18 protein-coding genes are annotated in these 24,953 nt (G+C 67.4%); all 18 read left to right on the forward strand.

What is annotated here, in order from left to right; all coding sequences use genetic code 11:
• The first annotated feature begins 39 nt into the window (after positions 1-39).
• The 18 genes from NZU74_08755 (at position 40) to NZU74_08840 (ending at position 24,937) form a co-directional block, all read left to right on the forward strand.
• The gene (locus NZU74_08755; protein ID MCS6881409.1) at positions 40-1,557 is read left to right on the forward strand and encodes an acyl--CoA ligase; all 1,518 of its coding nucleotides are present in this window, start codon (positions 40-42) and stop codon (positions 1,555-1,557) included.
• A 97-nt stretch (positions 1,558-1,654) separates the two neighbouring features.
• Complete coding sequence (gene coaA / locus NZU74_08760) at positions 1,655-2,614, forward strand: type I pantothenate kinase (protein ID MCS6881410.1); 960 nt, start codon at positions 1,655-1,657, stop codon at positions 2,612-2,614.
• A gap of 3 nt (positions 2,615-2,617) precedes the next feature.
• The gene (locus tag NZU74_08765) at positions 2,618-3,598 is read left to right on the forward strand and encodes a 2-dehydropantoate 2-reductase (GenBank protein MCS6881411.1); all 981 of its coding nucleotides are present in this window, start codon (positions 2,618-2,620) and stop codon (positions 3,596-3,598) included.
• Positions 3,599-4,231: 633 nt separating this feature from the next.
• The gene (locus NZU74_08770; protein MCS6881412.1) at positions 4,232-6,247 is read left to right on the forward strand and encodes a hypothetical protein; all 2,016 of its coding nucleotides are present in this window, start codon (positions 4,232-4,234) and stop codon (positions 6,245-6,247) included.
• 498 nt (positions 6,248-6,745) lie between these two features.
• The gene (locus NZU74_08775) at positions 6,746-8,194 is read left to right on the forward strand and encodes an FAD-binding protein (GenBank protein ID MCS6881413.1); all 1,449 of its coding nucleotides are present in this window, start codon (positions 6,746-6,748) and stop codon (positions 8,192-8,194) included.
• A 10-nt stretch (positions 8,195-8,204) separates the two neighbouring features.
• Positions 8,205-9,485 carry an FAD-binding oxidoreductase gene (locus NZU74_08780; GenBank protein MCS6881414.1) on the forward strand — a complete coding sequence of 427 codons (1,281 nt, stop codon included), beginning with the start codon at positions 8,205-8,207 and terminating at the stop codon, positions 9,483-9,485.
• Positions 9,485-12,280, forward strand: a complete 2,796-nt coding sequence (locus tag NZU74_08785) for an FAD-binding oxidoreductase (GenBank protein ID MCS6881415.1) — start codon at positions 9,485-9,487, stop codon at positions 12,278-12,280. The genes NZU74_08780 and NZU74_08785 overlap by 1 nt, the downstream gene beginning before the upstream one ends.
• A gap of 47 nt (positions 12,281-12,327) precedes the next feature.
• Complete coding sequence (locus tag NZU74_08790) at positions 12,328-13,704, forward strand: heterodisulfide reductase-related iron-sulfur binding cluster (protein MCS6881416.1); 1,377 nt, start codon at positions 12,328-12,330, stop codon at positions 13,702-13,704.
• A 194-nt stretch (positions 13,705-13,898) separates the two neighbouring features.
• Positions 13,899-15,770, forward strand: coding sequence for a molecular chaperone HtpG (gene htpG, locus NZU74_08795; protein ID MCS6881417.1), 1,872 nt, complete (start codon positions 13,899-13,901; stop codon positions 15,768-15,770).
• 371 nt (positions 15,771-16,141) lie between these two features.
• Positions 16,142-17,260: a heat-inducible transcriptional repressor HrcA gene (gene hrcA, locus NZU74_08800; GenBank protein MCS6881418.1), complete on the forward strand. Its 1,119-nt coding sequence runs from the start codon at positions 16,142-16,144 to the stop codon at positions 17,258-17,260.
• A 413-nt stretch (positions 17,261-17,673) separates the two neighbouring features.
• Positions 17,674-18,258, forward strand: coding sequence for a nucleotide exchange factor GrpE (grpE, locus tag NZU74_08805; protein ID MCS6881419.1), 585 nt, complete (start codon positions 17,674-17,676; stop codon positions 18,256-18,258).
• 18 nt (positions 18,259-18,276) lie between these two features.
• Positions 18,277-20,163, forward strand: coding sequence for a molecular chaperone DnaK (gene dnaK / locus NZU74_08810; GenBank protein ID MCS6881420.1), 1,887 nt, complete (start codon positions 18,277-18,279; stop codon positions 20,161-20,163).
• 56 nt (positions 20,164-20,219) lie between these two features.
• Positions 20,220-21,344, forward strand: a complete 1,125-nt coding sequence (gene dnaJ, locus NZU74_08815) for a molecular chaperone DnaJ (protein ID MCS6881421.1) — start codon at positions 20,220-20,222, stop codon at positions 21,342-21,344.
• A gap of 148 nt (positions 21,345-21,492) precedes the next feature.
• Complete coding sequence (gene rlmB / locus NZU74_08820) at positions 21,493-22,236, forward strand: 23S rRNA (guanosine(2251)-2'-O)-methyltransferase RlmB (protein ID MCS6881422.1); 744 nt, start codon at positions 21,493-21,495, stop codon at positions 22,234-22,236.
• A 147-nt stretch (positions 22,237-22,383) separates the two neighbouring features.
• A complete protein-coding gene (locus NZU74_08825) occupies positions 22,384-22,542 on the forward strand; it encodes a hypothetical protein (protein ID MCS6881423.1) in 159 nt (52 codons plus the stop codon).
• A gap of 64 nt (positions 22,543-22,606) precedes the next feature.
• Positions 22,607-23,443, forward strand: a complete 837-nt coding sequence (locus NZU74_08830) for a GNAT family N-acetyltransferase (GenBank protein MCS6881424.1) — start codon at positions 22,607-22,609, stop codon at positions 23,441-23,443.
• Between the two features lie 112 nt (positions 23,444-23,555).
• Positions 23,556-23,939: a response regulator gene (locus tag NZU74_08835; GenBank protein ID MCS6881425.1), complete on the forward strand. Its 384-nt coding sequence runs from the start codon at positions 23,556-23,558 to the stop codon at positions 23,937-23,939.
• Between the two features lie 299 nt (positions 23,940-24,238).
• Complete coding sequence (locus NZU74_08840; GenBank protein MCS6881426.1) at positions 24,239-24,937, forward strand: haloacid dehalogenase-like hydrolase; 699 nt, start codon at positions 24,239-24,241, stop codon at positions 24,935-24,937.
• Positions 24,938-24,953: the final 16 nt, after the last annotated feature.

Consider the following 24,953-nt stretch of genomic DNA (forward strand, 5'->3'; position numbering starts at 1 on the left):
GCATCCTGTCTTCCAGCGCCGCCCTGACAGGAGCCGATGATGGCCCGTGAGCCCGTGACCCGCACGTTGCTCGACTTGCTCGACAATGGCCTTGCTGACCAGCCCGCGATCCTGGCCCCCGGCCGCCCGCCGATAACGTATGCCGCGCTGCGGACGAATGTGGCCGACCTGGCGGCGCAGTTGCAGGCCCTGGGCCTCGCCCGGGGCGACCGCATCGCCCTGGCGCTGCCCAACGGCCCGGAAATGGCGGTCGCCTTCCTGGCCGCCGCCACCGCCGCTACCGCCGCGCCCCTCAATCCGAAGTACCGGCAGGAGGAGTTCGCCTTCTACTACGAAGACACGCGGGCCAGGGCGCTGATCGTCCCGCCCGGCGCCCTGCCCGAAGCCCGCGCGGCCATGCTCCCCGGCATGCTGCTGATCGAGGTCGAAACGCATGCGGATGGCGCCGTCGCCTTCCACGCCGACCATCCCCTCGCCCCCGGCGTCACCCCCGATTTTGCCCGCCCCGATGATGTGGCGATGATCCTCCACACCAGCGGCACCACCAGCCGCCCCAAGCGCGTGCCCATCCGCCATCGCAACCTGGCCACGTCAACCGCCAATATTGCCGCAACCTGCCAGCTTGGCCCCGACGACCGGGCGCTCTGCGTGATGCCGCTGTTCCATGTTCATGGCATCGTTGCCTCGTTGTTGAGCACGCTGGCCACCGGCGGTGCGGTGATCTGCCCGCCCGGCTTCGACGCGCTCAAGTTCTGGCAGTGGGTCGAGACGTTCCGGCCCACCTGGTACTCCGCCGTACCCACCATGCATCAGGCCCTCCTCGCAAGGGCCGAACGCAACCTGGCGACCATCCAGGCCCACCCCTTCCGCTTCATCCGCTCCAGCAGCGCCCCTCTGCCGCCCGTGGTCATGGAACGCATGGAGGCGGTTTTCGGCGCGCCGGTGCTCGAAAGCTACGGCATGACCGAAGCCAGCCACCAGATGACCTCCAACCCTCTCCCGCCCGCCCCGCGCAAGCCGGGCAGCGTCGGCCTCGGCTTCGGTGTGGACGTGGCGATCATGGACGAGAACGGTCGCCTGCTCCCCTGCGGAGCGAAGGGCGAAGTGGTGGTGCGGGGCGGCAATGTCGTTGATGGTTACGAAAACAACCCGGAGGCCAATGCCGCGGCCTTCGTGAACGGCTGGTTCCGCACCGGCGACCAGGGCTTCCTCGATGCCGAGGGCTACCTGACGCTCACCGGGCGGATCAAGGAATTGATCAATCGCGGTGGCGAAAAGATTTCACCCCTGGAAATTGACGATGTGCTCCTGCGTCATCCCGCCGTGGCCGAGGCTCTGGCCTTTGCCGTCCCCCATCCCACCCTCGGTGAAGAGGTGCACGCCGCTGTGGTGCTCAAAGGCGAGGCCGCCGAACGTGAACTGCGCGACCACTGCGCCCGCTTCCTGGCCGACTTTAAGGTGCCCCGCCGGATCCATGTCCTCGAAGCCCTCCCCCGTGGCCCCACGGGCAAGCTTCAACGCATCACCATGGCCAAAACACTCGGCCTGGCCGAGTAATACCGATTGACGGGACGCGGCTGGCGATGATGCCTGCGCTCCCCGGCGCTTCTAGCATCAGCGTGCCTTGTGCACTCGCAGGAATGAGGATTGACCCATGGCCACCGTGTTCGCCGACGAACGCCGCCTCAGCCCGTATTTGCGCTTCTCCCGCGCCGAATGGGCGCGTCTCCGTGATGGCGCTGAATTGCCGATCTCCGAAGAGGAACTCGAACACCTGGTTAGCCTGAGCGACTCGGTTTCAATGCAGGAGGTGGCCGATATTTACCTTCCCCTGACCCGCCTGCTCCAACTGTACTTCGAGGCGTCGCAGCAACTGTACCAGGTCACTAATGTCTTTCTCGACTATCCCTCCGCCAGCCGTGTGCCCTATGTTATCGGCATTGCCGGCAGCGTCGCCGTGGGTAAGAGCAGCACTGCCCGCATCCTCCAGGCGCTCCTCAGCCGCCAGTCGGGCAATCTGAAGGTCGATCTGGTCCCGACTGATGGCTTTCTGTACCCTAACCGCGTGCTCCAGCAACGCGGCATCATGCACCGCAAGGGCTTCCCTGAAAGCTATGACCGCCGCCGCTTGCTCCAGTTCATGGCCGATGTCAAGTCGGGGGTGCCGCGCCTGGAGGTGCCGGTCTACTCGCACCTGATCTACGATATCGTGCCCAATGAGACCCGCGTTATTGACCGGCCCGACATCCTCATCGTCGAGGGGCTGAACGTGCTGCAACGCGGCGGACGCTCCTGCCGCGCGCCGCAGATGTTTGTGTCGGATTTCTTCGATTTTTCGATCTATGTGGATGCCGATGAGTTGCTGCTGCAACAGTGGTACGTCGAGCGCTTCCTGCGCCTGCGCGAGACGGCCTTCCGCGATCCGTCGTCGTTCTTCCGCCGCTACGCCGAGTTGAGCGTGGAGGAGGCCATCGCCACCGCCCGGCGCATCTGGCGCGAGATCAACTACGTGAACCTGAAGCAGAACATCGAGCCGACCCGCGAACGGGCCGATCTGATCCTGGAGAAGGGTCCGCGGCACACGTTGGAGCGGGTCTATTTGCGGAAGCTGTAAGCTATGCGGATCTGTATCGTTGGCGCCGGGGCGATCGGCGGCTTCCTGGGGGTGAAGCTGGCCCGCGCCGGGGCCGAGGTGACGCTGATCGCTCGCGGCGCCCATCTTGAGGCCATCCGGCGCGAGGGCCTCAGCGTGGAGTACGCCGACGGGCAGCGCGAGACGGCGCGCCCGGCCCGCGCCACCGCCGACCTGGCCGAGGCCGGCCCCCACGAGTATGTGATCGTGGCCGTCAAGGCCCAGAGCCTGCCCGCCCTGGCTGCGCCCATGCGCGCGCTCTACGCCCCCGACACCGCCGTGGTCTACGCCCAGAACGGCATTCCCTGGTGGTACTTCTACCGCCACGGCGGTCCCCACGAAGGCCGCCGCCTGGAGAGCGTTGACCCCGGCGGGGTGATCGCCGCCCACACCGAACCCGAGCGCGTCATTGGCTGCGTGGTTTACCCCGCCGCCGAGATCGTCCGCCCCGGGGTGATCCGCCACATCGAGGGCAACCGCTTCACCCTCGGCGAGCCCGACGGCGCCCGCACCGAGCGGGTGACCCGCCTGTCTCACCTGATGACCGCCGCGGGGCTGAAGGCCCCCGTGCGCCCGCGCATCCGCAACGAGTTGTGGGTCAAGCTGTGGGGCAACCTGGCCTTCAACCCCATCAGCGCCCTCACCCGCGCCACCCTCGACGCCATCGTCGCCGAACCGCTGACCCGCGCCCTGGCGGTGGCGATGATGGCCGAGGCCCAGCAGATCGCCGAGGCCCTCGGCATCGAGTTCGGCATCAGCATCGAGCAGCGCATCAAGGGCGCCGAGGAGGTCGGCGCGCATAAGACCTCCATGCTCCAGGACATCGAAGCGGGCCGCCCGACCGAGGTTGACGCCATGGTCGGCGCGGTGATCGAGCTGGGCCGCCTGGTCGGCGTCGCCACGCCGCACATTGACGCCATCTACGCCACGGTCAAGCTGCTGGAGCGCACGGTTGCGGGAAGGTGATCGTGGGGAAACCTGCGTTCCCCGCCTTCCTGCAGGAGTTATTCAGATAGGCTCTAAAGCCCTCGCTCAGAACGTGGAAGCCCCGCTTCCCCCTCCTGGCGCGGTAGACCCCGCGCTCCGCTCGGGGTGACAAACACCGGGAAACTTCGTTCACAAACTGGCCTATGAATAGCGGTTCCTTGATGCCCTTCCCCTGCGCCAGGGCCATGCGTTCCCCGCGCGGCGCCGCGCGGCGCCGACGCCGCGCCGAGGGAGCGGGCCGGGCGTGCGGCGCCGCCTGCTACGCCCTACCGGTAATACTACAGTAATACGCGTACCAGCATACTTGTTGGCAGATACGGGACGATCCCGCATCTCTTCCGGCGGTCCGATCGGCGCCGCCGCTACGTCCCGACCGCTGCGCGACATGCCGTAGCCTTGATCCCGCCACGGTCAGGCTAGAACAGAGTTGTCCGGCGACTTTACTGCCCATCCCCCGCGCCTGAACGCCCGTCGCACAAACGGTCGGCCAATTTCTCGCGCAGCCGGCCCATCCCCCGCGCCTGAACGCCCGTCCCTGATTGCCGGTCCAATCATTTCGCTCATCGGTCGTCTGGACATCGTTGTTGTACATCGGAGAAGGAAGACCACCGTATGCACATCCGAACCTGGACCATCACCCTCGTCTTAACCCTCAGCGTTCTCCTCGGCGGCGTCCGCGTCACGGCCCAGCCGCCGCGCCCGAGCGAGGCCCCCGCGCCCGCCGCCACCCCTGTAGAAACCTTGCTCAACCCCGACGGCACCCTGCGGCTCGACGGCTCGTTCAGCGGCGCGCTCGACGTGAGCGGCTGGCAGGTCACCCTCGACCCCGAACAGGGGCCGATCTTCCAGTCCCAGAGCGGCGCGCCCCGGTGGACCAACCTGGGGTCTATGCCCGACGGCGCTCTCAACAACCAGGTCCTCGCCCTGGCGGTGAGCGGCACAGACGTGTATGTGGGCGGCAGTTTCACCAACGTCGCAGGCATTCCTCAGGCCGACTATGTCGCGCGCTGGGACACCACGACCAACACCTGGAGCGCCCTCGGCGGCGACGCTAACGGCGCGCTGGACTTCGGCAGCGTGGTCCACGCCCTGGCGGTGAGCGGCAGCAACGTGTATGTGGGCGGCAGCTTCTGGGACGCCGCGGGCATCCCCCAGGCCGACCTTGTGGCGCGCTGGAATGCGACCACCAACACCTGGAGCGCCCTGGGGGGCAGCGGCAGCAACGGCGCGCTCACCGGCGGGGTCGGCGCCCTGGCGGTGAGCGGCAGCAACGTGTATGTGGGCGGCAACTTCCAGAATGCAGCGGGCCTCGTCCGGGCCGACTTCGTGGCCCGCCTGGATACGACTACCAACACCTGGAGCGCCCTCGGCGGTGGCAGCAGTACCAGCGGCGCGCTCACCGGCGGGGTCAGAGCCGTGGCGGTGAGCGGCGGCGAACTGTTCGTGGGCGGCGATTTCTGGAGCGCTGCGAACATCTTCGAAGCCACCTTCGCCGCGCGCTGGAACGGCAGCGCCTGGAGCGCCCTGGAAGCCGGCGGCGGCTACGCCGCACCGTCCGGTAATGTCTATGCCCTGGCGGTGAGCGGCAGCGACGTGTACGTGGGTGGCCGCTTCTGGAACGCCGCGGGTATCCCCCAGGCCGACTACGTGGCGCGCTGGAATAGTATGACCAACACCTGGAGCGCCCTCGGCGGCGGCGTTGACGGCGCACTCGATGGCGAGGTCACCGCCCTGGCGGTGAACGGCGGCGACGTGTACGCGGGCGGCAGGTTCACCGACGCCGCAGGCATTCCCGAAGCCGACTATGTGGCGCGCTGGGACGGGAGCAGTTGGAGCGCCCTGGGGGGCAGCGGCGGCAACGGCGCGCTAAACGACACGGTCACCGCCCTGGCGGTGAACGGCGGCGACGTGTACGCGGGCGGCTGGTTCACCGACGCCGCGGGCATTCCCGAAGCCGACTACGTGGCGCGCTGGAATGGGAGCAGTTGGAGCGCCCTGGGGGGCAGCGGCGGCAACGGCGCGCTGAACAACGGAGTCAGATCCCTGACGGTGAGCGGCAACGACCTGTTTGCAGGCGGCTTCTTCCAGGATGCTGCCGGCAACCTGGCCGCCGATTTCGTCGCCGCCTATGCCACGCCGCCGTCCGTCAGCGCCATCACCCGCGTCAACCCGAATCCCACCTCCGCCGCCAGCGTGCAGTTCCAGGTCGCCTTCGACGAGCCAGTCACCGGTGTGGCCGCCAGCGACTTCACCCTGACGACCACCGGCAGTCTGAGCGGGGCCAGCGTCACCGGCGTGAGCGGCAGCGGCGCGACCTACACGGTCACCGTCGCTACCGGGACCGGGGACGGCACGCTGCGCCTCGATGTGCCCGCCGGGGCGACCATCGCCGACCTGGCCGGATTGAACGTGAGCAACCTGCCCTTCACCAGCGGGCAGGCGTACACCGTGAATAGGGGCGGGGGCAGCCTGATCCCGACACCGATGCCTCCGGTCGTGAACCCAACCCCCACCCCGATGCCTCCGGTCGTGAACCCAACCCCCACCCCGATGCCCCCCGTCGCGACCCCCACGCCTCCGGGCGGCGGCGCGCCGGTCAGGGTCTACCTGCCGCTGGCGCAGCGCTGAGTGCCGGTTCGGATAGCGGTTCTGCGGGGTCCGGGAGCATACAACGCTCCCGGACCCTTGCTGTGTCATGCCATGCAGGGTACCCGCACCGGCGCATTTATGCAATTCCTGAACAGGGCGCAGCAATGCAGCAACCCGGAGGGTTGCGCCCAGGAAAAGAGGATTTCCCCGCGCCCCGAATTTCCACCATTCGAAATATTATTTCGCATGGTGGTTTTTTGATTCCCGTGATACAATGGTGCCACGCGCTCTCGGTAGCCTGTGAAGTAAGTTTCCTTGCATTTCCCCCCTCCCAGCCTCCCCCCAGCGGGGGGAGGAGTTCGACTCCCTCCCCCAGCGGGGGAGGGCTGGGGAGGGGGGCGGGGGTGTAGCGAAAGACTTGCTTTACAGACTACTCATTACAGGGAAAGAGGGGTTAACCAGGTTTCCCCGCGTCCTGGCCCCAGGGGAGGGTGCAACCCTCCCAGGAAAACTTTTTTACTGCTGAAGGAAGTGACCATGAACCGCTCCCAGCTCATCGAGGAGTTGCGGCGCATCGTCGGTCCCGCCGGAGTGGTGGCCGACCCCGTGGCCCTGATGACCTACGACGCCGATGGCTGTGTGATGGATACCGGCGAGCCGCAGGTGGTGGTGCTGCCCGCCAGTGCTGAACAGGTCAGCGGCGTGGTGCGCCTGGCCTCGCGCTACGGCGTGCCTATTGTGCCCCGCGGGGCCGGCACGGGTCTCTCCGGCGGCGCCACGCCCATCGGCGGGGGGATCGTCGTCAGCACGGCGCGGATGGACCGGGTGCTCGAAATTGACGCGCGCAATGGCCGGGCGCTCTGCCAGCCGGGGGTGATCAACTGGGAACTGTCGCAGGCGGTCAGGCCGTATGGCTACCAGTTCGCTCCTGATCCCTCCTCGCAAAAGGCCTGCACCGTCGGCGGCAATATCGCCAACAACGCCGGCGGCCCCCACTGTCTCAAGTATGGCACGACCGCGAGCCACGTGCTGGGGGTGCAGATGGTGCTGCCTGATGGCTCGATCATCTGGACCGGGGACGGCAACCCCGCCCCGGTGGGTTACGATCTGACCGGGGTGATCACCGGCAGCGAAGGCACCATCGGCCTGGTGACCGCCGCCTGGCTCAAGCTCACGCGGCTGCCGGAGGCGGTGCGGGTTGTGCTGGCCCTGTTTCCCGACATCGCCGGGGCCTCGGCCAGCGTCTCGCAGGTGATCGCCAGCGGCTTCCTGCCCGCAGCGCTGGAGATTATGGACCGCCTGGCGATCAAGGCCGTCAACGACATGTACAGACTCGGCCTCCCCGAACAGGCCGGCGCGGCGCTGCTCATCGAAGTGGACGGCGTGGACGATGGTCTGGATGAGTTGCTGGCCGACATGACCACCGTCTGCTGGCGCAACGGGGCGCTGGATGTGCGCCCGGCGCGCACCCCGGCGGAGCAGAACCAGGTCTGGGCGGCGCGTAAGAACGCCTTCGGCGCGATGGGTCGCCTGGCCCCGACCTACTACCTGGTTGATACGGTCGTCCCGCGCACCCGGCTGCCCTACACCATGGAGCAGGTCGGGCGCATCTCGCAGGAGCACCGCCTGCCTATCGCCAATGTCTTCCACGCTGGCGACGGCAACCTGCACCCGATCATTCTCTTCGACCGGCGCGACCGCAGCCAGAACCAGCGGGCGCTAGAGGCGGCCACGGCGGTGATGCACGTGAGCATCGAGCAGGGCGGGGTAATCAGCGGCGAGCACGGCATCGGCGTCGAGAAGCAGGACTACATGACCCTGCTCTTCTCCACCGAGGACCTGGCGGCCATGGCCGGGCTGCACCAGAGCTTCGATCCCTACGACCTGTTCAATCCGGGCAAGGTCTTTCCGAAGGGGCGCGGTTGCGGCGAACTGGCCGCCCTGCGCCGGGCGGGCGTGGCCTGGAGCGAGTTGAAGAGCCGGTAGGTGACGCCCTATGCTTCCTGCATCACTGACGCGCCAGTTGGCCGCGATCGTCGGCCCCGACGCCCTCTCTGAGGAGACGGCGCCGTTCGCCGTGCATGGCCGGGCCCCCGCCCTGGTGATCACTCCCGCCACGGTGGAGGATCTGGCCCGCGCCGTCGCCGCCTGCCACGCCGCGCGCGTGCCCCTGGTCCCCTGGGGCGGGGGCACACGCCAGCGCTGGGGCCGGCCCGTCGCCGCCGAGACCTTCGTCGTCCTCCGCACGACGGGACTGCGCTCGATTCTGCTGCACGAGCCTGACGATCTCACCATCTCGGTCGAGGCGGGGATGACCTTCGCCGCGCTGAACGCGGCCCTCGCCGCGCACAACCAGATGTTGCCCCTGGACCCCCCGCGGCCCGAGCAGAGCACCGTCGGCGGCCTGCTGGCCTCCGGCGCGGATGGCCCGCGGCGGCTGGCCTACGGTACCAGCCGCGACCTGCTGATCGGCATCCGCGTGGTGGAGGCGACGGGCCGCATCAGCAAGGCCGGCGGCATGGTGGTGAAGAACGTCAGCGGCTTCGATATGATGAAACTCTACCTGGGCAGTCTGGGCACGCTGGCGATCATCGTCTCGGCTAACTTCAAACTGATACCCCGGCCGCGGGCCGCGGCGAGCCTGAGTTGCTTCTTCGCTCAGCCCGAGCGAGCCTTCCGGCTGATCACCGCGCTGAGCGCGAGCCAGCTTACGCCCGCCGCAGTGGAGTACCGCGAGGACGGCGCCGCGGCGAGCATCGAGGCGCGGATCGAGGGCCTGCCCGCCGCGGTCGAACGCCACGTGCGCGACGTGCGCCGCATGGCCGAGGAGGCTGGCGCCGGCGCGGTTTCCCTCGCCGCCGAGGGTTTTGCCGAGGTGGAACGGCGCTGGGCCGGCTTCAACGACGCCCCGCAGACGGTTGATCTGGCCGCCGACGAACTGGTGGCCCGGCTGAGCTGCCTGCCCGGAGCGCTGGAGGCGGCCCTGGGCGACGCGCGCGCCCTGGCCGCCCGCGAGGGTCTGGCGCTGCGCGTGCAGGCCCGCGCCCTCGGCGGGGTGGCCTACCTGCGCCTGCGGGGCGGCGATGAGGCCCTGCGGGCCTGGCACGCGGCCATGCTCGCCCGCTGGCCGCACCTGGTGGTCATCGGCGCGCAGCCGGCCCTGGCCGCCGAATTGCCCGTCTGGGGCGCGGCGCTGGCCAATCTGGATCTGATGCGGCGGATCAAGCAGGAATTCGACCCGGAGAATCTCCTGAATCCCGGGCGCTACGTGGTGTGATGGTGCCGCCAGAGCTGATCGCCGAACTGATCCGCGTCGTCGGGCCGCGCGCCGTGGTCCTGCATCCCGACGCCCTGCGCACCTACGACGCCGACGCGAGCATGATCGTCGCCCACGCGCCAGACGTGGCGGTGCTGCCCGCCACGCCCGAGGAGGCCGCCGCGGTGGTGCGCCTGGCCGTGGCCGCCGGGCTGCCCGTGGTGGCTCGCGGGGCCGGCACGGGCATCGCTGGCGGCGCCATTCCCGTCCGCGGTGGCGTGCTTCTCAGCACCGCGCGCATGGAGCGCATCGAGGCGATTGAACCGCGCTCGCGCCGGGCGCTGGTCGGCGCCGGGGTGGTCAACGCCGAGTTGAACGCCCGCCTGGCGCCCCTGGGATTGCAATTCGCCCCCGATCCCTCCTCGCAGAAGGCCAGCACCATCGGCGGCAACCTGGCCACCAACGCTGGCGGCCCCCACTGCTTGAAGTACGGCGTTACAACCAACCACGTCCTGGCCCTGGAACTGGCGCGTCCCGATGGAACCCTGCTCTGGACCGGCGATGGGACCCCCGACGCCGCTGGCTACGACCTGACCGGCGTCGTGGTCGGCAGCGAGGGGACCTTCGGCGTGATCACCCGGGCGCTAGTGCGGCTCACGCCGCTGCCCGAAGCCAACCGCGTGGTGCTGGCGCTCTTTCCCAACGTCGTCGCCGCCTCCGCTGCAGTGAGCCGGATCATCGCCGCTGGCGCCCTGCCCGCCTCGCTGGAGGTGATGGACCACAACGGCATTCGCGCCGTCAACCGGGCCTATGGCCTGGGCCTGCCCGAATCGGGCGAGACGACCCTGCTAATCATCGAGGTGGACGGCGTCAACGAGGGGTTGGACGAGACCCTGGAGGAAATCCTGGAGATCTGCCGGGCGCAGGGAGCCTTTGACTTGCGCCCGGCCCGCACCCCCGCCGAGCAGGCGCGGGTCTGGGCGGCGCGCAAGGCGATGGCCGGGGCCGTCGGGCGACTGGCGCCGGCTTACCTGCTCGTGGACACGGTGGTGCCCCGCACCCGCCTGCCGCTGATGATGGAGCATATTGAGCGGCTGCGGCACGAGTGGCGCATGGAGGTCTGCAACGTCTTCCACGCCGGCGACGGCAACCTGCATCCGATGGTGCTCTACGATCCCCGCGACGCCGACCAGCGCGCCCGCGCCCACGCGATCGCCGGGGCGGTGCTCAAGCTGAGCATCGAACAGGGCGGGGTGATCAGCGGCGAGCACGGCATCGGGGTGGAGAAGCAGGAGTACCTGCCGCTGCTGCTCGAACCGCACGAACTCCAGCTCCACGCCGCCATCTACACCTGTTTCAACCCCGAAGATTGCTTCAACCCCGGCAAGATCTTCCCCGCCGCCCTGCGCCCCCGCGACCTGGCCGCGCAACGCCAGGCGCGCATGCGCGCCACTGCCCCGCGCTCCTTGCCCGGGGCCGGCGGAGAAGGAGAAGGCCGGTCGCGCCTCGCTGTGACTGGCGCGCCGGAGGCGAGCCGCCTCGACAGCGCCGCCCTCGCGGCAATCGTGGGCGCTGACTATGTGACCGCCAGCGGCGCCGCCCTCGCCGTCAGCCCCGGCAGCGTCGAGGAGCTGGCGCGTGTGGTGGCCCTCTGCCACCGCGTTGGCGCGCCCGTGCGACCCTGTGGCGACGCGGCGCGGCTCGACGGCGCGCGCGCCCAGACTCCCGCCCTGCGCATCGCCACCCGGCGCCTGAAGCGGGTGCTGGTCTACGAACCGGACGACCTGACCATTGGAGTCGAGGCGGGGATGAGCCTGGCCGAACTCCAGACGCTCCTCGCCGCCAACGGCCAGATGCTCCCTCTGGATGTACACCGGCCAGAGGCGGCCACCCTGGGCGCGCTGGTCGCCGTCGCCGCCGACGGGCCGCGACGCCTGGGGTACGGCACATTGCGCGACTGGGTGCTGGGCCTGACCATCGTCGAGGCCGACGGCGCCGTGTCGCGCCTGGGCGGCCAGGTGGTCAAGAACGTGAGCGGCTTCGACCTGGTCAAGCTCCTGGTGGGCAGCCATGGCACCCTGGGGGTGATCGCGGCGGTGCGCCTGCGGGTCTTTCCGCGGCCACGGGCCGCAGCGACGCTGCTTGCCGCCTTCGCCGGGCGGCAACAGGCCCTGGCCTGCCTGGACGCGGTGGCAGACACGCGGCTACAACCCACCGCCGCGGAACTGGTCGCGGGGCCGCCCGAACCGAGCGCGCCGCTGGCCGTTCCGTCCGGGGGCGCGCTGCTGGCCCTGCGGGCCGAGGGCCACCCGGCGGCGGTGGCGCGGCACATGCGCGCCTTGCGCGCCCTGGCCGGCGAGGCCGGCGCCCTGAGCGCCGACGAACTGAGCGGAGGCGACGAGGAGGCCCTGTGGGCTGAAGTGGCGCGCCGCGCCGCGCCCCCGGAGGCGCCTGGCGCCAGTCTGATGCGCCTGTGCGCCGCGCCCGCCGGCCTGGGGGCCGCCCTCGATGCCGCCGAGGCCGAGGCCCTGCCGCGCGGGTTGGCTCTAAGCATCTGCGCCCGGGGCCTGAGCGGCGTGGCCTACCTCCAGGTCGCGGGGCCGGTAGAGGGGCGTCTCGACTTCCACGCCGCCCTTGTGCGACGCCTGCGCCACGCCCATCTGCTCGACCCGTTCCTGGCCGCTCGCGCGGCGCAGCCCCGGGGCGCGCCGCCGCCCGCCCTGGGGCTGATGCGGGCGATCAAAACCGAACTTGACCCCTTCAACCGGATGAACCCCGGCGCCTTTTTCTGGCGGGACGCCGCCTCTGCACCATAAGCCTGAACAAGCGGCGGGACAGCGCCCGCCCTGGATGGAGAGACAGCATGACGCTCACCACCCCCGAACGCGAGACGCTCAGCATCCCCCTGGCGCCCTTCAGCGCCAGAGATCGCCCCAGTTCCGACATCATCAACACCTGCGTGCACTGCGGCCTGTGCCTCTCCTCTTGCCCCACCTACCGTGAAACCGGACTGGAAATGTCCTCGCCGCGCGGGCGGATCTACCTGATGAAGGCGGTGGACGAAGGACGCATTGGCATGGAGAGCGAGGTCTTTCAGGAGCAGATGAGCCAGTGCCTCAACTGCCGCGCCTGTGAAGCGGTCTGCCCCTCGGGGGTGCAGTACGGCGCCATACTCGAGGCGAGCCGGGCGCAGATCGAGCAAGCGCGCGAGCGGGGCGCGCGCGACCCCGCCGCGCCGGGGGCGCTGCCGCCGCGGCCCCTGTGGCAACGGGCGCTGCGCGGCGCCGTTTTCGGCGCCCTGTTCAAGGATATGGGACTGTTCCGGGCCTTCTCGGCCTCTATGCGGCTCTACCAGCGCAGCGGCGCGCAGTGGATCGCACGCAAGAGCGGGCTGCTGAAGCTGATCGGCATGGCCGACGCCGAGCGGATGCTACCGCCGATCAACGCCCGCTTCACCGTGCCCAGGGGACAGATCTACCCCGCCGAGGGCGAACGGCGCTACAGCGTGGCCCTGCTCACCGGCTGCATCATGAGCACCGCCTTCGCTGGCGTCCACGAGGCCACCATCCGCGTGCTCCAGAAGAACGGCTGCGAGGTAATCCTCCCGCCCGGCCAGGGCTGCTGTGGGGCCCTGCACACCCACGGCGGCGACCTCGACGGGGGCCGCGACCTGGCGCGGCGCAACATCGCCGCCTTTGAAGCCCTGGGAGTGGACGCGATTGTGGTCAACGCCGCCGGCTGCGGCAGCACGCTCAAAGAGTACCACCACCTGCTCCACGACGACCCCCTGTGGTACGAGCGGGCTGCCGCCTTCAGCCGCAAGGTCAAAGACGTGCACGAGTTTCTGGCCGGCATCGAGTTCAACCGCGCCGGTCTGGGCCGCCTCGACGTGCAGGTGACCTACCAGGAACCCTGCCACCTCGCCCATGCCCAGCGCATCACCGTGCAGCCGCGAACGCTGCTCACCGCCATTCCGGGGCTGCAATTGCGCGAAATGCACGAGAGCGCCCTCTGCTGCGGCTCGGCGGGGGTCTACAACCTTACTCAGCCCGACATGGCCGCGCGCCTCGGCGCGCGCAAGGTGGATAACGCCCTCGCCACCGGCGCGCGGGTCATCGCTACGGCCAATCCCGGCTGCGCCCTGCAACTGGCGGGCGAACTGCGGCGGCGCGGCGAAGATGTGCAGGTGCGCTACATCGTCGAGTTGCTCGACGAGAGCTACCGCCGCAGGGCGCCGTAGCGCAACCCGGAGGGTTGCGTTACAGGATTGCCCTGCGCCCCTGCTCGCAGGGACCGCACGGGTCGTTGTTTCACCGGCATTGGCGGCGTAGCCGCCAGTGCCGGTGAATGATGTACAATAAAAACGTTTGGGCGGGCAGCGCCCCGGCGCCCCCCTGTATTCAAATCAATGTTCACTCGTTGCAGGAGAGATGTATGACCACGGAGAACGCAACGACGAACCAGACCGAGTCGCTTACCTTCAAAGCCGAAGTGCAGCAGGTGTTGCACATCCTGGCGCACTCGCTCTATACCGATCGTGAGATTTTCCTGCGCGAACTGATCTCGAACGCCTCCGATGCGCTCAACCGCGTCCAGTTTGAAATGCTCACCAACCGGGAGGTGCGCGACCCCGACGCTGAACTGGCGATCTGGATCGAGTCCGACCCGGATAAGGGCACCCTGACCGTGCGCGATACGGGCATCGGCATGACCCGCGAGGAGATGATCGAACACCTGGGCACCATCGCCCAGTCGAGCGCGCGGGCCTTTGTTGATCGCATCCGCGAGACCAGCAAAGCCAGCGCCAGCGAGATTATCGGCCAGTTTGGCGTTGGTTTCTACTCTGTGTTCATGGTTGCAGATAAGGTGACCGTCGTCTCGCGTTCCTACCGCCCCGAAGCCGAGGCGGCCATGTGGGAGAGCGACGGCAGCGAGCGCTACACCGTCGGCCCGGCCGAGCGCGAAGGGCGCGGCACGACGATTATCGTGCATCTGAAAGAGGACGCGAAGGAGTTCGCCCAGAGCTGGCGCATCGAGCAGATTGTCAAGCGCCACTCCGACTTCGTGGCCTTCCCCATCTATATGGGCGAGCGGCAGATCAACCAGCAGAAGGCCCTCTGGCGCCGCGCACCCCGCGAGGTGGAGCCGGAGCAGTACCGCAACCTGTACCGCCAGCTCACCCTCGACCACGAAGAGCCGCTGCTGCACGTGCACCTCTCGACCGACGCGCCGGTGGATCTGCACAGCATCCTCTTCATTCCCGCCAGGCGCGAGCGCGGGCTGTTCGAGCGGCGCATCGAGGGCAAGATTAAGCTCTACTCGCGCAAGGTCCTGATCACGGAAGAGGCCAGGGATCTGCTGCCGGCCCACTTCCGCTTCGTTGAAGGCGTGGTGGACAGCGAAGACCTGCCGCTGAACGTCTCGCGCGAGAGCGTGCAGAGCGCCCCGGTGATCCAGCGCATCCGCAAGACCCTGTCCGCGCGCTTGCACCGCGAACTGAACGATCTCGCCGACAGCGATCCCCAGAAGTTCGCCCGCTTCTGGCAGGAGTTTGGCGTCTTCATTAAAGAAGGCGTGGCGATGGACTACGAGAACCGCAGCGAGTTGCTCAAATTGCTGCGCTTCCACACCACCCGCGGCGGCGACGACCTGGTGACCCTGGGACAGTACAAGAGCCGCATCGTGGACGGGCAGAAGGAGATCTACTACCTGATGGCCTCAAGCCTCGAGGCGGCGCGCACCAGCCCGCACCTCGACCCCTTCACCGCCCGCGGTATTGAGGTGCTCCTGCTGCACGACCTGGTGGACGGGCTGATGCTCTCGGGCCTGCGCGAGTACGAGGGGCTGCGGCTGCGCAATGTTGACGAAGCCGATCTGCAGTTGCCCGGCGAGGTCGAGGCGGCGCCCCCGCAGATCAACGATGAGCAGTTCACGCGGCTGGCCGAACGGGCGGCGGCGGTGCTCGGCGAACGCATCAAGGAGGTGCGCGCCTCGAAGGTGCTGCGCGACAGCCCGGCGCGCCTGGTCAGCGACGAAGAGGGCCTGGGGCGCCATATGCAGCGCATCCATCAGGTGCTGGGGCAGGAGGTCGAGCAGCGCCCGCGCATCCTCGAACTGAACCCGGCCCACAGCCTGATCGCCGCCCTCGCCCGGCGACTGGAGGCCAACCCGGAGGACCAGGTGGTCACCGCCGGCCTGGAGCAACTCTACGACAACGCCCTGCTGCTGGAGGGGCTGCACCAGAATCCGGCGGCGATGGTGCCGCGCCTGCTGACGCTGATCGAGGCCGCTGCGCGCCAGGAGTGAGGCCCCCTGTCTGCCGCTCACGGCTTGTTGTTTGCAAATGGGGGCGGGCGTAGAGTTTTTCGCGCGAGGAGGGTCGGCATTTTAGTGCGCTGATGAATCTCACGCCCCTGTCCCCTCTCCCGCGCGCGGCAGAGGGGGCAGGGGCTTCCGAATGCCACAAATAGCGAATGTCCACTTGCAGGTAATGCACAACCGTCGGAAGGAGGCCGGGAGGGGGGCGCGGCGCGTCACACTCCCCGTCTGCCCTGCTGACAAGGAGCGAAACTCATGGTACAATCTACCGCGGCGTGCACAGCGTGCACGCCACTGCTTTAGTTTTGCGCTTTAGCACTCTCCGGTTGAGAGTGCTAACTCAGTGAGGATGCGCGGCTATGTCGGCAGTGCTGACTGAGCGGCGGCAAGCCATTCTCAAGCTGGTTATTCAGGAGTTCGTGGAAACCGCCTGCCCCGTGGCTTCGGAGACCCTGGTACGCAAGTACCGGCTCAACGTCTCGCCGGCAACGGTGCGCAACGAACTGGCGGCGCTGGAGGAACTGGGGTATCTGACCCACCTGCACACCTCGGCGGGGCGGGTGCCTACCGACGCCGGCTACCGGTTCTTCGTCGAGAACCTGATGGAACGCACCACCCTTCCCCTGGCGGAGCAGCGCACCATCCGGCACCAGTTTTACCAGGTGCGCGGCGAACTTGACCAGTGGATCCAGCTCGCCGGGGCCGTGCTGGCGCGCACCACCCAGAACGCCTCGCTCGTTACGCCCCCGCGCTCGGCGGAACCGCTGCGCTTCCGCAGCATCGAGCTGATCGCCATTCACGACACCATAGCCCTGGCGGTGCTGGTGTTCCATGGCGGCATCGTCAAACAACAGACGGTCACCCTGGACACGGCGCGCAGTTCCGAGGATCTGCGCCGCAGCGCCGCCCGCCTCAGCGACTATCTGGCCGACCAGACGTTGAGTGGCATCGAGGAGACCCTGGCGCGCCCCGTGGAGCAGCAACCACTGTTGCTTACCGACTTCGAGCGCGGGCTGGTGGAGATGCTCGTGCGCGCGATGCAGACCTTCGAGGAGCAGTCGCGCGAACAGATCCACTCTGACGGGCTGATCGAGATGTTGAGCCAGCCGGAGTTCATTCCGTCGCTGGTGCGCGAAGACGCCGAGCGGGCCGTGGAGCGTCTGCGCCGGGCGCTGGAGATCCTCAAGAGCGGGCGGGGCCTGGGCGCGCTCATCTCCCAGGTGCTCGCCTCCGACGGGGTGCAGGTGATCATCGGCGGCGAAAACAGCGCCGATGAGATGCGCGAATACAGCGTGGTGCTGGCGCGCTACGGCGTGGAGAACGCCATTGCCGGAGTGCTTGGCGTCATCGGGCCAACCCGCATGGCCTACCCGCGCTCCATCTCTACCGTGCGCTACATCTCGTCGCTAATGAGCGACCTGCTGGCCGAACTGTACAATGTGGAGAGCCGCGTCCCGGAAGGCGAGGCGCTCGAATAGGTCCGCGGATCGCTCCGCGCTCCGGCGCCCGGTGTGGTATCGCATGACCCACGCATGCATGACCGTCTGGAGAATCGCGGAGGGCGCGGCCTTCCGCACCTTCTCCTGCCTGTTATCTGAAAGGCCACGTCTTCTGCCATTTCGGATTGCGGGTTTTGGATTGGCGTACATGGCGTCCCGATGAGATGCGGTGATGATGCGTCTGCACTGTGCAACAGGAACTGGCGTTAGAGACTGTCTCAAACCTCGGTAAGACCGTAAGAGACCGGGTAGACAGCTAGTTTTCCGGAAAGGCTGCGCCCTCCCGGACTCGTCCCTCTGGCAGGGGCGTGGAGAAACCTGGTTTCTCCGACCTTCTCGAGCTGGCTGCCAATTGTTATGAGATAGTCTCTGCGAAGATAACGAGGAGACCTATGAGCGAAGAACAGAACATCGCTACGGATAACGAAGCGGCCACTACCGCCGAGACCGTTCCGCCCGCCGAGACCGCTCCGGTGATTGAGGCCGCTCCGGCGGCTGAGGGCGCCGGGGCGACCCCGGAGGAGTTGCAGGCCCGGCTGGCTGAGGCCGAGGCCCAGGCCGCCGAATACAAGGATCAGTGGCTGCGCGCCGCCGCCGATTACAAAAACTTCAAGCGCCGCGTCGAGATCGAACGGGCCGAACTGATCCGCAGCGCCTCGTCGGCGCTGCTGTTGAAACTGCTGCCGGTGCTTGACGACTTCGAGCGAGCCATCGCCAATATTCCCCCTGAGATCGCCGAAACGCCATGGTGGAGCGGCACGCAGTTGATCGCCCAGAAGTTGCGCACTATCCTTGAGAGCGAAGGGGTGAAACCGATTGAGGCTCTGGGTCAGGAATTCGATCCAAATTTGCATGAAGCGGTGCTCTACGAAGAGGCTGAAGGCCAGGAAGGCAAGGTCATCGCCGAATTGCAGAAGGGCTACAAACTGGGCGATCGCGTGTTGCGCCCGAGCATGGTCAAGGTAGGTCGTGGATAAGCGATAGAGTGAGGTTGCATGCCCAAGGTTATCGGAATCGATCTGGGAACCACCAACTCGGTCGTGGCCGTGGTCGAGGGCGGCGAGGCGGTGGTGATCCCCAACGCCGAGGGATCGCGGCTCACCCCCTCGGTGGTGGCGGTCAACAAGTCCGGCGAGCGTATGGTGGGCCAGGTGGCCCGCCGCCAGGCTGTGACCAATCCGGAGAATACCATCTTTTCGGTCAAGCGGTTCATTGGCCGGAAGTTCAACGAGCCGACGGTGCAGAAGGATCTCAGCCTGGTGCCCTACAAGCTCTCCAGCGCGCCGAATGGCGATGTGCGGGTGCTGATGGGCGGGCGCGAGTACGCGCCTCCGGAGATCTCCGCCATGGTGCTGCAGAAGCTCAAGGCCGACGCCGAGGCCTACCTGGGCGAACCGGTGACCCAGGCGGTGATTACCGTGCCGGCCTACTTCAACGACAGCCAGCGTCAGGCCACCAAAGACGCCGGCAAGATCGCCGGGCTGGAGGTGCTGCGCATCGTCAACGAGCCAACCGCTTCGGCCCTGGCCTATGGCCTCGATAAGAAGGGCAAAGACGAGATCGTGGTCGTCTATGACATGGGCGGCGGCACCTTCGATGTCTCCATCCTCGAACTCAGCGAGGGCGTGGTGGAGGTGAAGGCCACCAGCGGCGACACGCACCTCGGCGGCGATGATTTCGACCAGCGCATTATTGACTGGCTGGCCGATGAGTTTCGCAAGGAGCACGGCGTTGATCTGCGGCAGGACCGCATGGCCCTGCAACGGCTCAAGGAGGCCGCCGAAAAGGCCAAGATGGAGCTTTCCAGCGTCGGGCAGACCGAGATCAACCTGCCCTTCATCACCGCCGACGCCTCCGGCCCCAAGCATCTGAACATCACCCTGACGCGGTCGAAGCTCGAACAACTCACCGCCGATCTGATCGAGCGCAGCATGGGTCCCGTGCGCCAGGCCCTCAGCGACGCCGGCCTCAAGCCGTCACAGATTGACGAGGTGATCCTGGTTGGCGGGCAGACGCGCATGCCGGCCATCCAGGAGGCGGTGCGGAAGTTCTTCGGCAAGGAGCCGAACAAGTCGGTCAACCCCGACGAAGTGGTGGCCATCGGCGCCGCTATTCAGGCCGGCGTGCTCGGCGGCGAAGTGAAGGATGTGCTGCTGCTCGACGTGACCCCGCTGACCCTCGGGATTGAGACCCTCGGCGGGGTGATGACCCCCCTGATCGAGCGCAATACCACTATCCCCACCCGCAAGAGCCAGGTCTTCTCAACCGCCAGCGACAATCAAAGCAGCGTTGAGATCCATGTCCTGCAGGGCGAACGGGCCGAGGCGCGCTACAATAAGAGTCTGGGACGCTTCGAGCTGTCAGGCATCCCCCCGGCCCCGCGCGGCGTGCCGCAGATCGAGGTGACGTTCGATATTGACGCCAATGGGATTGTGAACGTGACCGCCAGGGACAAGGCCACCGGCAAGGAGCAACGCATCACCATCACCGCCTCATCGGGCCTGAGCGAGGAGGAGATCGAGCGCATGATCCGCGACGCCGAAGCCCACGCCGAGGAGGACCGGCGGCGTCGCGAGTTGATCGAGGCCCGCAACCATGCCGATAGCCTGATCTACACCGCCGAACGCTCCATGCGCGAGGTGGGCGAAGCCCTCGATGGGGCCATCCGTACCGAGGTGCAGGACAAGATCAGCGCCCTGCGGGCCGTGCTCGATGGCGATGACGTCAACGAGATTCGCAACAAATCGGCCGAATTGAGCGTCTCGATGCAAAAAATAGGTCAGGCAGCCTATGAGGCCCAGCGCGGGTCGGCCAATGGCGCCGACGCCTCCGGCGGCAAGGCCGGCGACGACGTGGTCGAGGGCGAGTACAAAGTAGATTAGATGTCTGATGCCCGGCGCCCACAGGCGCCGGGCGTCCCCGCCAAGGAACGAAACGTATGACCACGGGCGCGAAGCGCGATTACTACGAAGTGCTCGGAGTGAGCCGCACCGCCAGCCAGGAGGAGATCAAGAAGGCCTTCCGGCGCCTGGCGCGACAGTACCATCCCGACGTGAACAAGGAACCCGGCGCCGAGGCCAAGTTCAAGGAGATCAACGAAGCCTACGAGGTGCTCTCCGACGAACAGAAGCGGGCGGTCTACGACCGCTTCGGCCACAATGCCCCCGGCAGCATGGGCGGCGCGTATGACCCCTTCGAAGGCGCCGATCCCTTCAGCACCATCTTCGACGCCTTCTTTGGCGGGGCCGCCGCCGGCCCGCGCGCCCAGCGCGGCCCCCAGCGCGGCGCCGATCTGCGCTACAACCTGCGCCTGTCGTTCGAAGAGGCGGTCTTCGGCACCGAGAAAGAGATCGAGTTCCGCCGCCTGGAGGTTTGCCCCAGTTGCCGCGGCAGCGGCGCCGAACCCGGCACCGACCCGGTGCGCTGCCCCAAGTGCCACGGCGCCGGCGAAGTGCGCCAGCGCGCCCCGCTCTTCAATATGGTTACTGTCACCACCTGCGACCAGTGCGGCGGGACGGGCTTTATCATCCCCATTCCCTGCCGCGAGTGCCGGGGCGAAGGGCGGGTGCGCCAGCTCCGGCGCATTACCGTCAAGGTCCCCGCCGGGGTGGATGGCAACCAGCAGATCCGCATCAGCGGCGAGGGCGACGCCGGGCCGCGCGGGGGACCGCACGGCAATCTCTACGTCGCCCTTGATGTGCAGCCGCATCCCCTCTTCGTGCGCGAGGGCAACGACATTATCCTTGAATTGAAGCTCAATGTGGCCCAGGCGGCCCTGGGCGAAGAAGTGGACGTGCCAACCCTCGACGGCGTCGAGAAAATGCGCGTGCCCCCCGGCACCCAGACCGGGCAGACCTTCCGCCTGCGTGGCAAGGGCGTGCCCTTCCTGCGCCAGCAGGGCCGCGGCGATCAGATCGTGGTGGTGCGCGTGGTCGTTCCCGAGCGGCTGACCGAGCAGCAGCGGCGTCTCTTCCAGGAACTGGCGCGCACCTTTGAGACTGAAACGCCCGGCGAGCGTGACGAAGGCTTCTTCGGGCGCATCAAGGATGCCTTTGGTCTCTAGGCCCGCTGCACAGGGTTCAGCCGCCCCCGCCGGGAAGGCGCCAGGCTCTCTCCCCCCTCGTTGAGCAGGGCCGATACGGAAGACGCTCACAACCCTTTGCGTCCGGATGCGCCCAATCTAAAATCCAAAATCCGAAATCCGCAATCGTATGACGGAGGTACTGTACGGTCGCAACGCGGTGCGGGAAGCTCTGCGCGCACGACGGCGCGAGCTGCACCGCCTGCGCATCTCCAGCGGCGTGCAAGAGACCGGCGTGATTGCCGAGATTATCAAGCTCGCCGGGCGGGCCGGCGTGCCTGTTGAACGGGTGGAACGGCAGGCGCTCGACAGACAACTGCGCGACGTGAACCACCAGGGCGTGGCCCTGGAAACCGGAGCGTACCCCTACGTGGAACTGGACGCCTGTCTGGCCCTCGCTGCGGAACGCAAACAGGCCGCCCTGCTCCTGCTCCTGGATCACCTCCAGGATCCGCAGAACATCGGCACGCTGCTCCGCACCGCCGAAGCGGTGGGGGTTCACGGGGTGGCGCTGCCGGGTCGCCGCGCCGCCGAAATCACCCCCGCCGTGGTGAACGCCTCCTCAGGGGCCACCGAGCACCTCCAGATCGCCCTCATCGGCAACCTGGCGCAGACCATCGCCGAATTGCAGCGCAACGGCGTCTGGGTGGTCGGGCTGGAGAACGACGAGACGGCCCGCGATGTCTACACCGTGGATCTGGATATGCCGCTGGCGCTGGTCGTCGGAGCCGAAGGCGTAGGACTGGCCCGGCTGGTGCGCGAGCGTTGCGATTTTCTGGTGCGCTTGCCGATCATCGGGCAGATCGGCTCGCTCAACGCCGCCGTGGCGGGCAGCATCGCCCTCTACTTCGCCTGGCGCCAGCGGGCGCGGTGAGGGGTGTGGAGGTGTGGAGGTGTGGAGGTGTGGAGATGTCGAAAGCGCCTCAACCACCTCCACGCCTCCACAGACTTGAAGTGCGGCGCGGGCTGCGCTAGAATGGCGGCATATGCCTCTTCCCCCTGTCTGAGTGGAGAGAGAACCATGAAGCTCAATCTACTATTAACCCTCGCCCTGATCGTAGCAGGGATCTACATTCTGACGCTGCGCCGCCAGCTCGAAGCGGCCCAGTTGCGCGGCGAGATGTACCGCGAGATCTCGGCGCGTCTTGACCGGCGCGTAACCGAGTTGACATCCAGGTGAACTATTGTTGCGGGTGCGTGTTCAGATGTACGGCTGAGCACGCAGAGGAGCGTAAACGCAGAGGGTGAGCTTGTTGAAGCTCTTTGCGCCCTTCTGCGACTCGAAGGCGTTCGGCGGAAGTGAACACTATCCGGCGCGGGAGCAGGGTCAGACGGTAGGGAGATCGCTGCTGGCAGGGCGGCTGCGCCTTTCCGTGCTCCCGGCAAGATTGATCGCCACTATGACCGCATGGTTCCCGGCGCTGGCCGGAAATCCCGGCGAGGGGGCCGCACGCGGCACGACGCTGATCGCGCCGCTTACGATCCGGCCGGCGCGGATGGACGACATTCACGCTATCCTCGCCCTGCACCGCGAAGCGTTCGCCGACAAGTTCGGCAGCGCGTTCGGATCCGCGGGCGCCGAGCGGGGCATGGCGGCCCTCGCCAGCGCCTGGCAGCGGCAGGGCGCCTCGGCCCTTCGCGGCATGTTCGTGGCCGAATACCAGCAGCAGATCATTGGCACCACCACGGTGCGCACCTGGGAGATGGGCGGCGACAATAGCGGAGCAGCGGAACTGGCCTTCCATGAAGAACTGGGCCTGTTCGGAGCAGCGCGCTCGCTCTTCGCCCTGTCCCTGCTTGATCATCGCATCCAGCGCGGCGAAGGCTTCGTGACCGACGTGGCCGTCCTGGCCCCCTACCGGCGCAGCGGCGTGGCCCGCGCCCTGCTGGCGCGCGCCGAACAGGAGGCGCGTCTGCGCGGCAAACGCTTCCTGGGGCTCTACGTCGCGGCGCGCAATGACGCTGCACAGCGTCTCTATCGCAGCCTGGGCTTCGCCACCGTCCGAGTCCGCCGGTCGCTGCTGGCCTGGCTTATCTTTGGCCAGGGCCGCTGGTACTATATGCGCAAGGATCTGTTGTAGGAAAACACGGTTCGCTGACACCCGCCATGTGGCGTTCGTCGGGGCTTGCCTCATCGGGTATAATTTGAGTTAACACGCCATCAACAACACGGCAAGTCAGAAAGGACGTCGGATGCACGTGTTATTTGTGGACGACAACCCCCTGATGCAACAGGTCATCAGCCGGTTCCTTGTCAGCCAGGGCTACAGCGTCGCCGTCGCGGATAGCGCTGAGCAGGCCCTGAACCTCTCTCGACAGGAGCGCTACCACCTGGTCGTGATTGATATGCGTCTGCCTGATCGCGATGGCCCTGATCTGTTGAAGGCCCTGCGCCAGGAACCGGGGATGGCGTGCTGTCCGGCGATAGCCGTCAGCGGCCTGGGTGAGGACGATCGGGAACGGACGGTGGCGGCAGGGTTTGATGCCTTCCTCTCGAAACCTATTGATCTCGACGAACTGCTGGCAGCGGTGCAGCGATACGTTCCTGTGGATCGGGCGCGGGTGCTGGGGATCTGATGTGAAAATAGCCAATAGCTGATAGCCGTCCGCCAGCGATTTTATTGCGGCGGTGTGCGCGTAGCGAATGTGCATCTAGTATTATTTTGAGTTTTGGATTGCTGGATATGGCGTCCCGACAGGATCGAGCAGTGATGCGTGTGTGTCGTTCAACAGGAATTGGAATACCACGTCCTCCAGTAACCAGGTTGGCCGATGACGCTCCGGGAGCATAGCGCCCTCCCGGCCTTGCTCATACACCTGGGCTTAGACACGGAAGGTTTCGCCGCGTCTTTCAATCGCCTCCGGAGCCGAACTGGATGCCTCCATCGCAACGTTTAATCCTGTGGGATGTTGACGGGACGTTGCTCAGCACCGACGGCCTTGCCGCCGAGGCGATGCGCGAGGCGATGCGCCGGGTGGTGGGGCCAGCGATTCCGATGGAGCGCACTGCCTACGCCGGCAAGACCGACTGGCAGATTATCCGCGAGAGCTTTCCCACCCTGCCGCCTGATACCATCGCCGATCGCCTGCAGGCGTTCGCCGCCGCCTACCTGGGCCTGCTGCAGGCCCGCCGCGACGCCCTGGCGGCCCGCTCGCGGGTCTTTCCCGGCGTAGTGGCGGCTCTGCAAGCCCTTGCGCCGGTCGGCTACCAGGCGCCCCTGACCGGCAACATCGCCGCGGTGGCCCGGCTCAAGCTGGAGTGCGTCGGCCTGACGGCCTACCTCGATCTGGCCGCGGGCGCCTATGGCGATGACCATTTCCACCGCCCCGACCTGGTGCCAATCGCCGCCGCGCGCGCCGCGGCGCGCTATGGCCAGTCCTTCCAGCGTGACCAGATCGTGATCGTCGGCGACACGCCCCACGACATCGTCTGCGGCAAGCTCAATGGGGCGCGCACCGTGGCCGTCGCCACTGGCCCCTATCCTCTCGAGGAACTGCTGGCCCATCAACCCGACGCCGCCCTGCCTGACCTGACCGATGTTGCAGCCGTGGTGGCAGCCGTGGCTGGAACGTAAGGCTGCTTCAGATCGG

It is taken from the genome of Chloroflexaceae bacterium, from assembly GCA_025057155.1.
GTDB lineage: Bacteria > Chloroflexota > Chloroflexia > Chloroflexales > Chloroflexaceae > JACAEO01.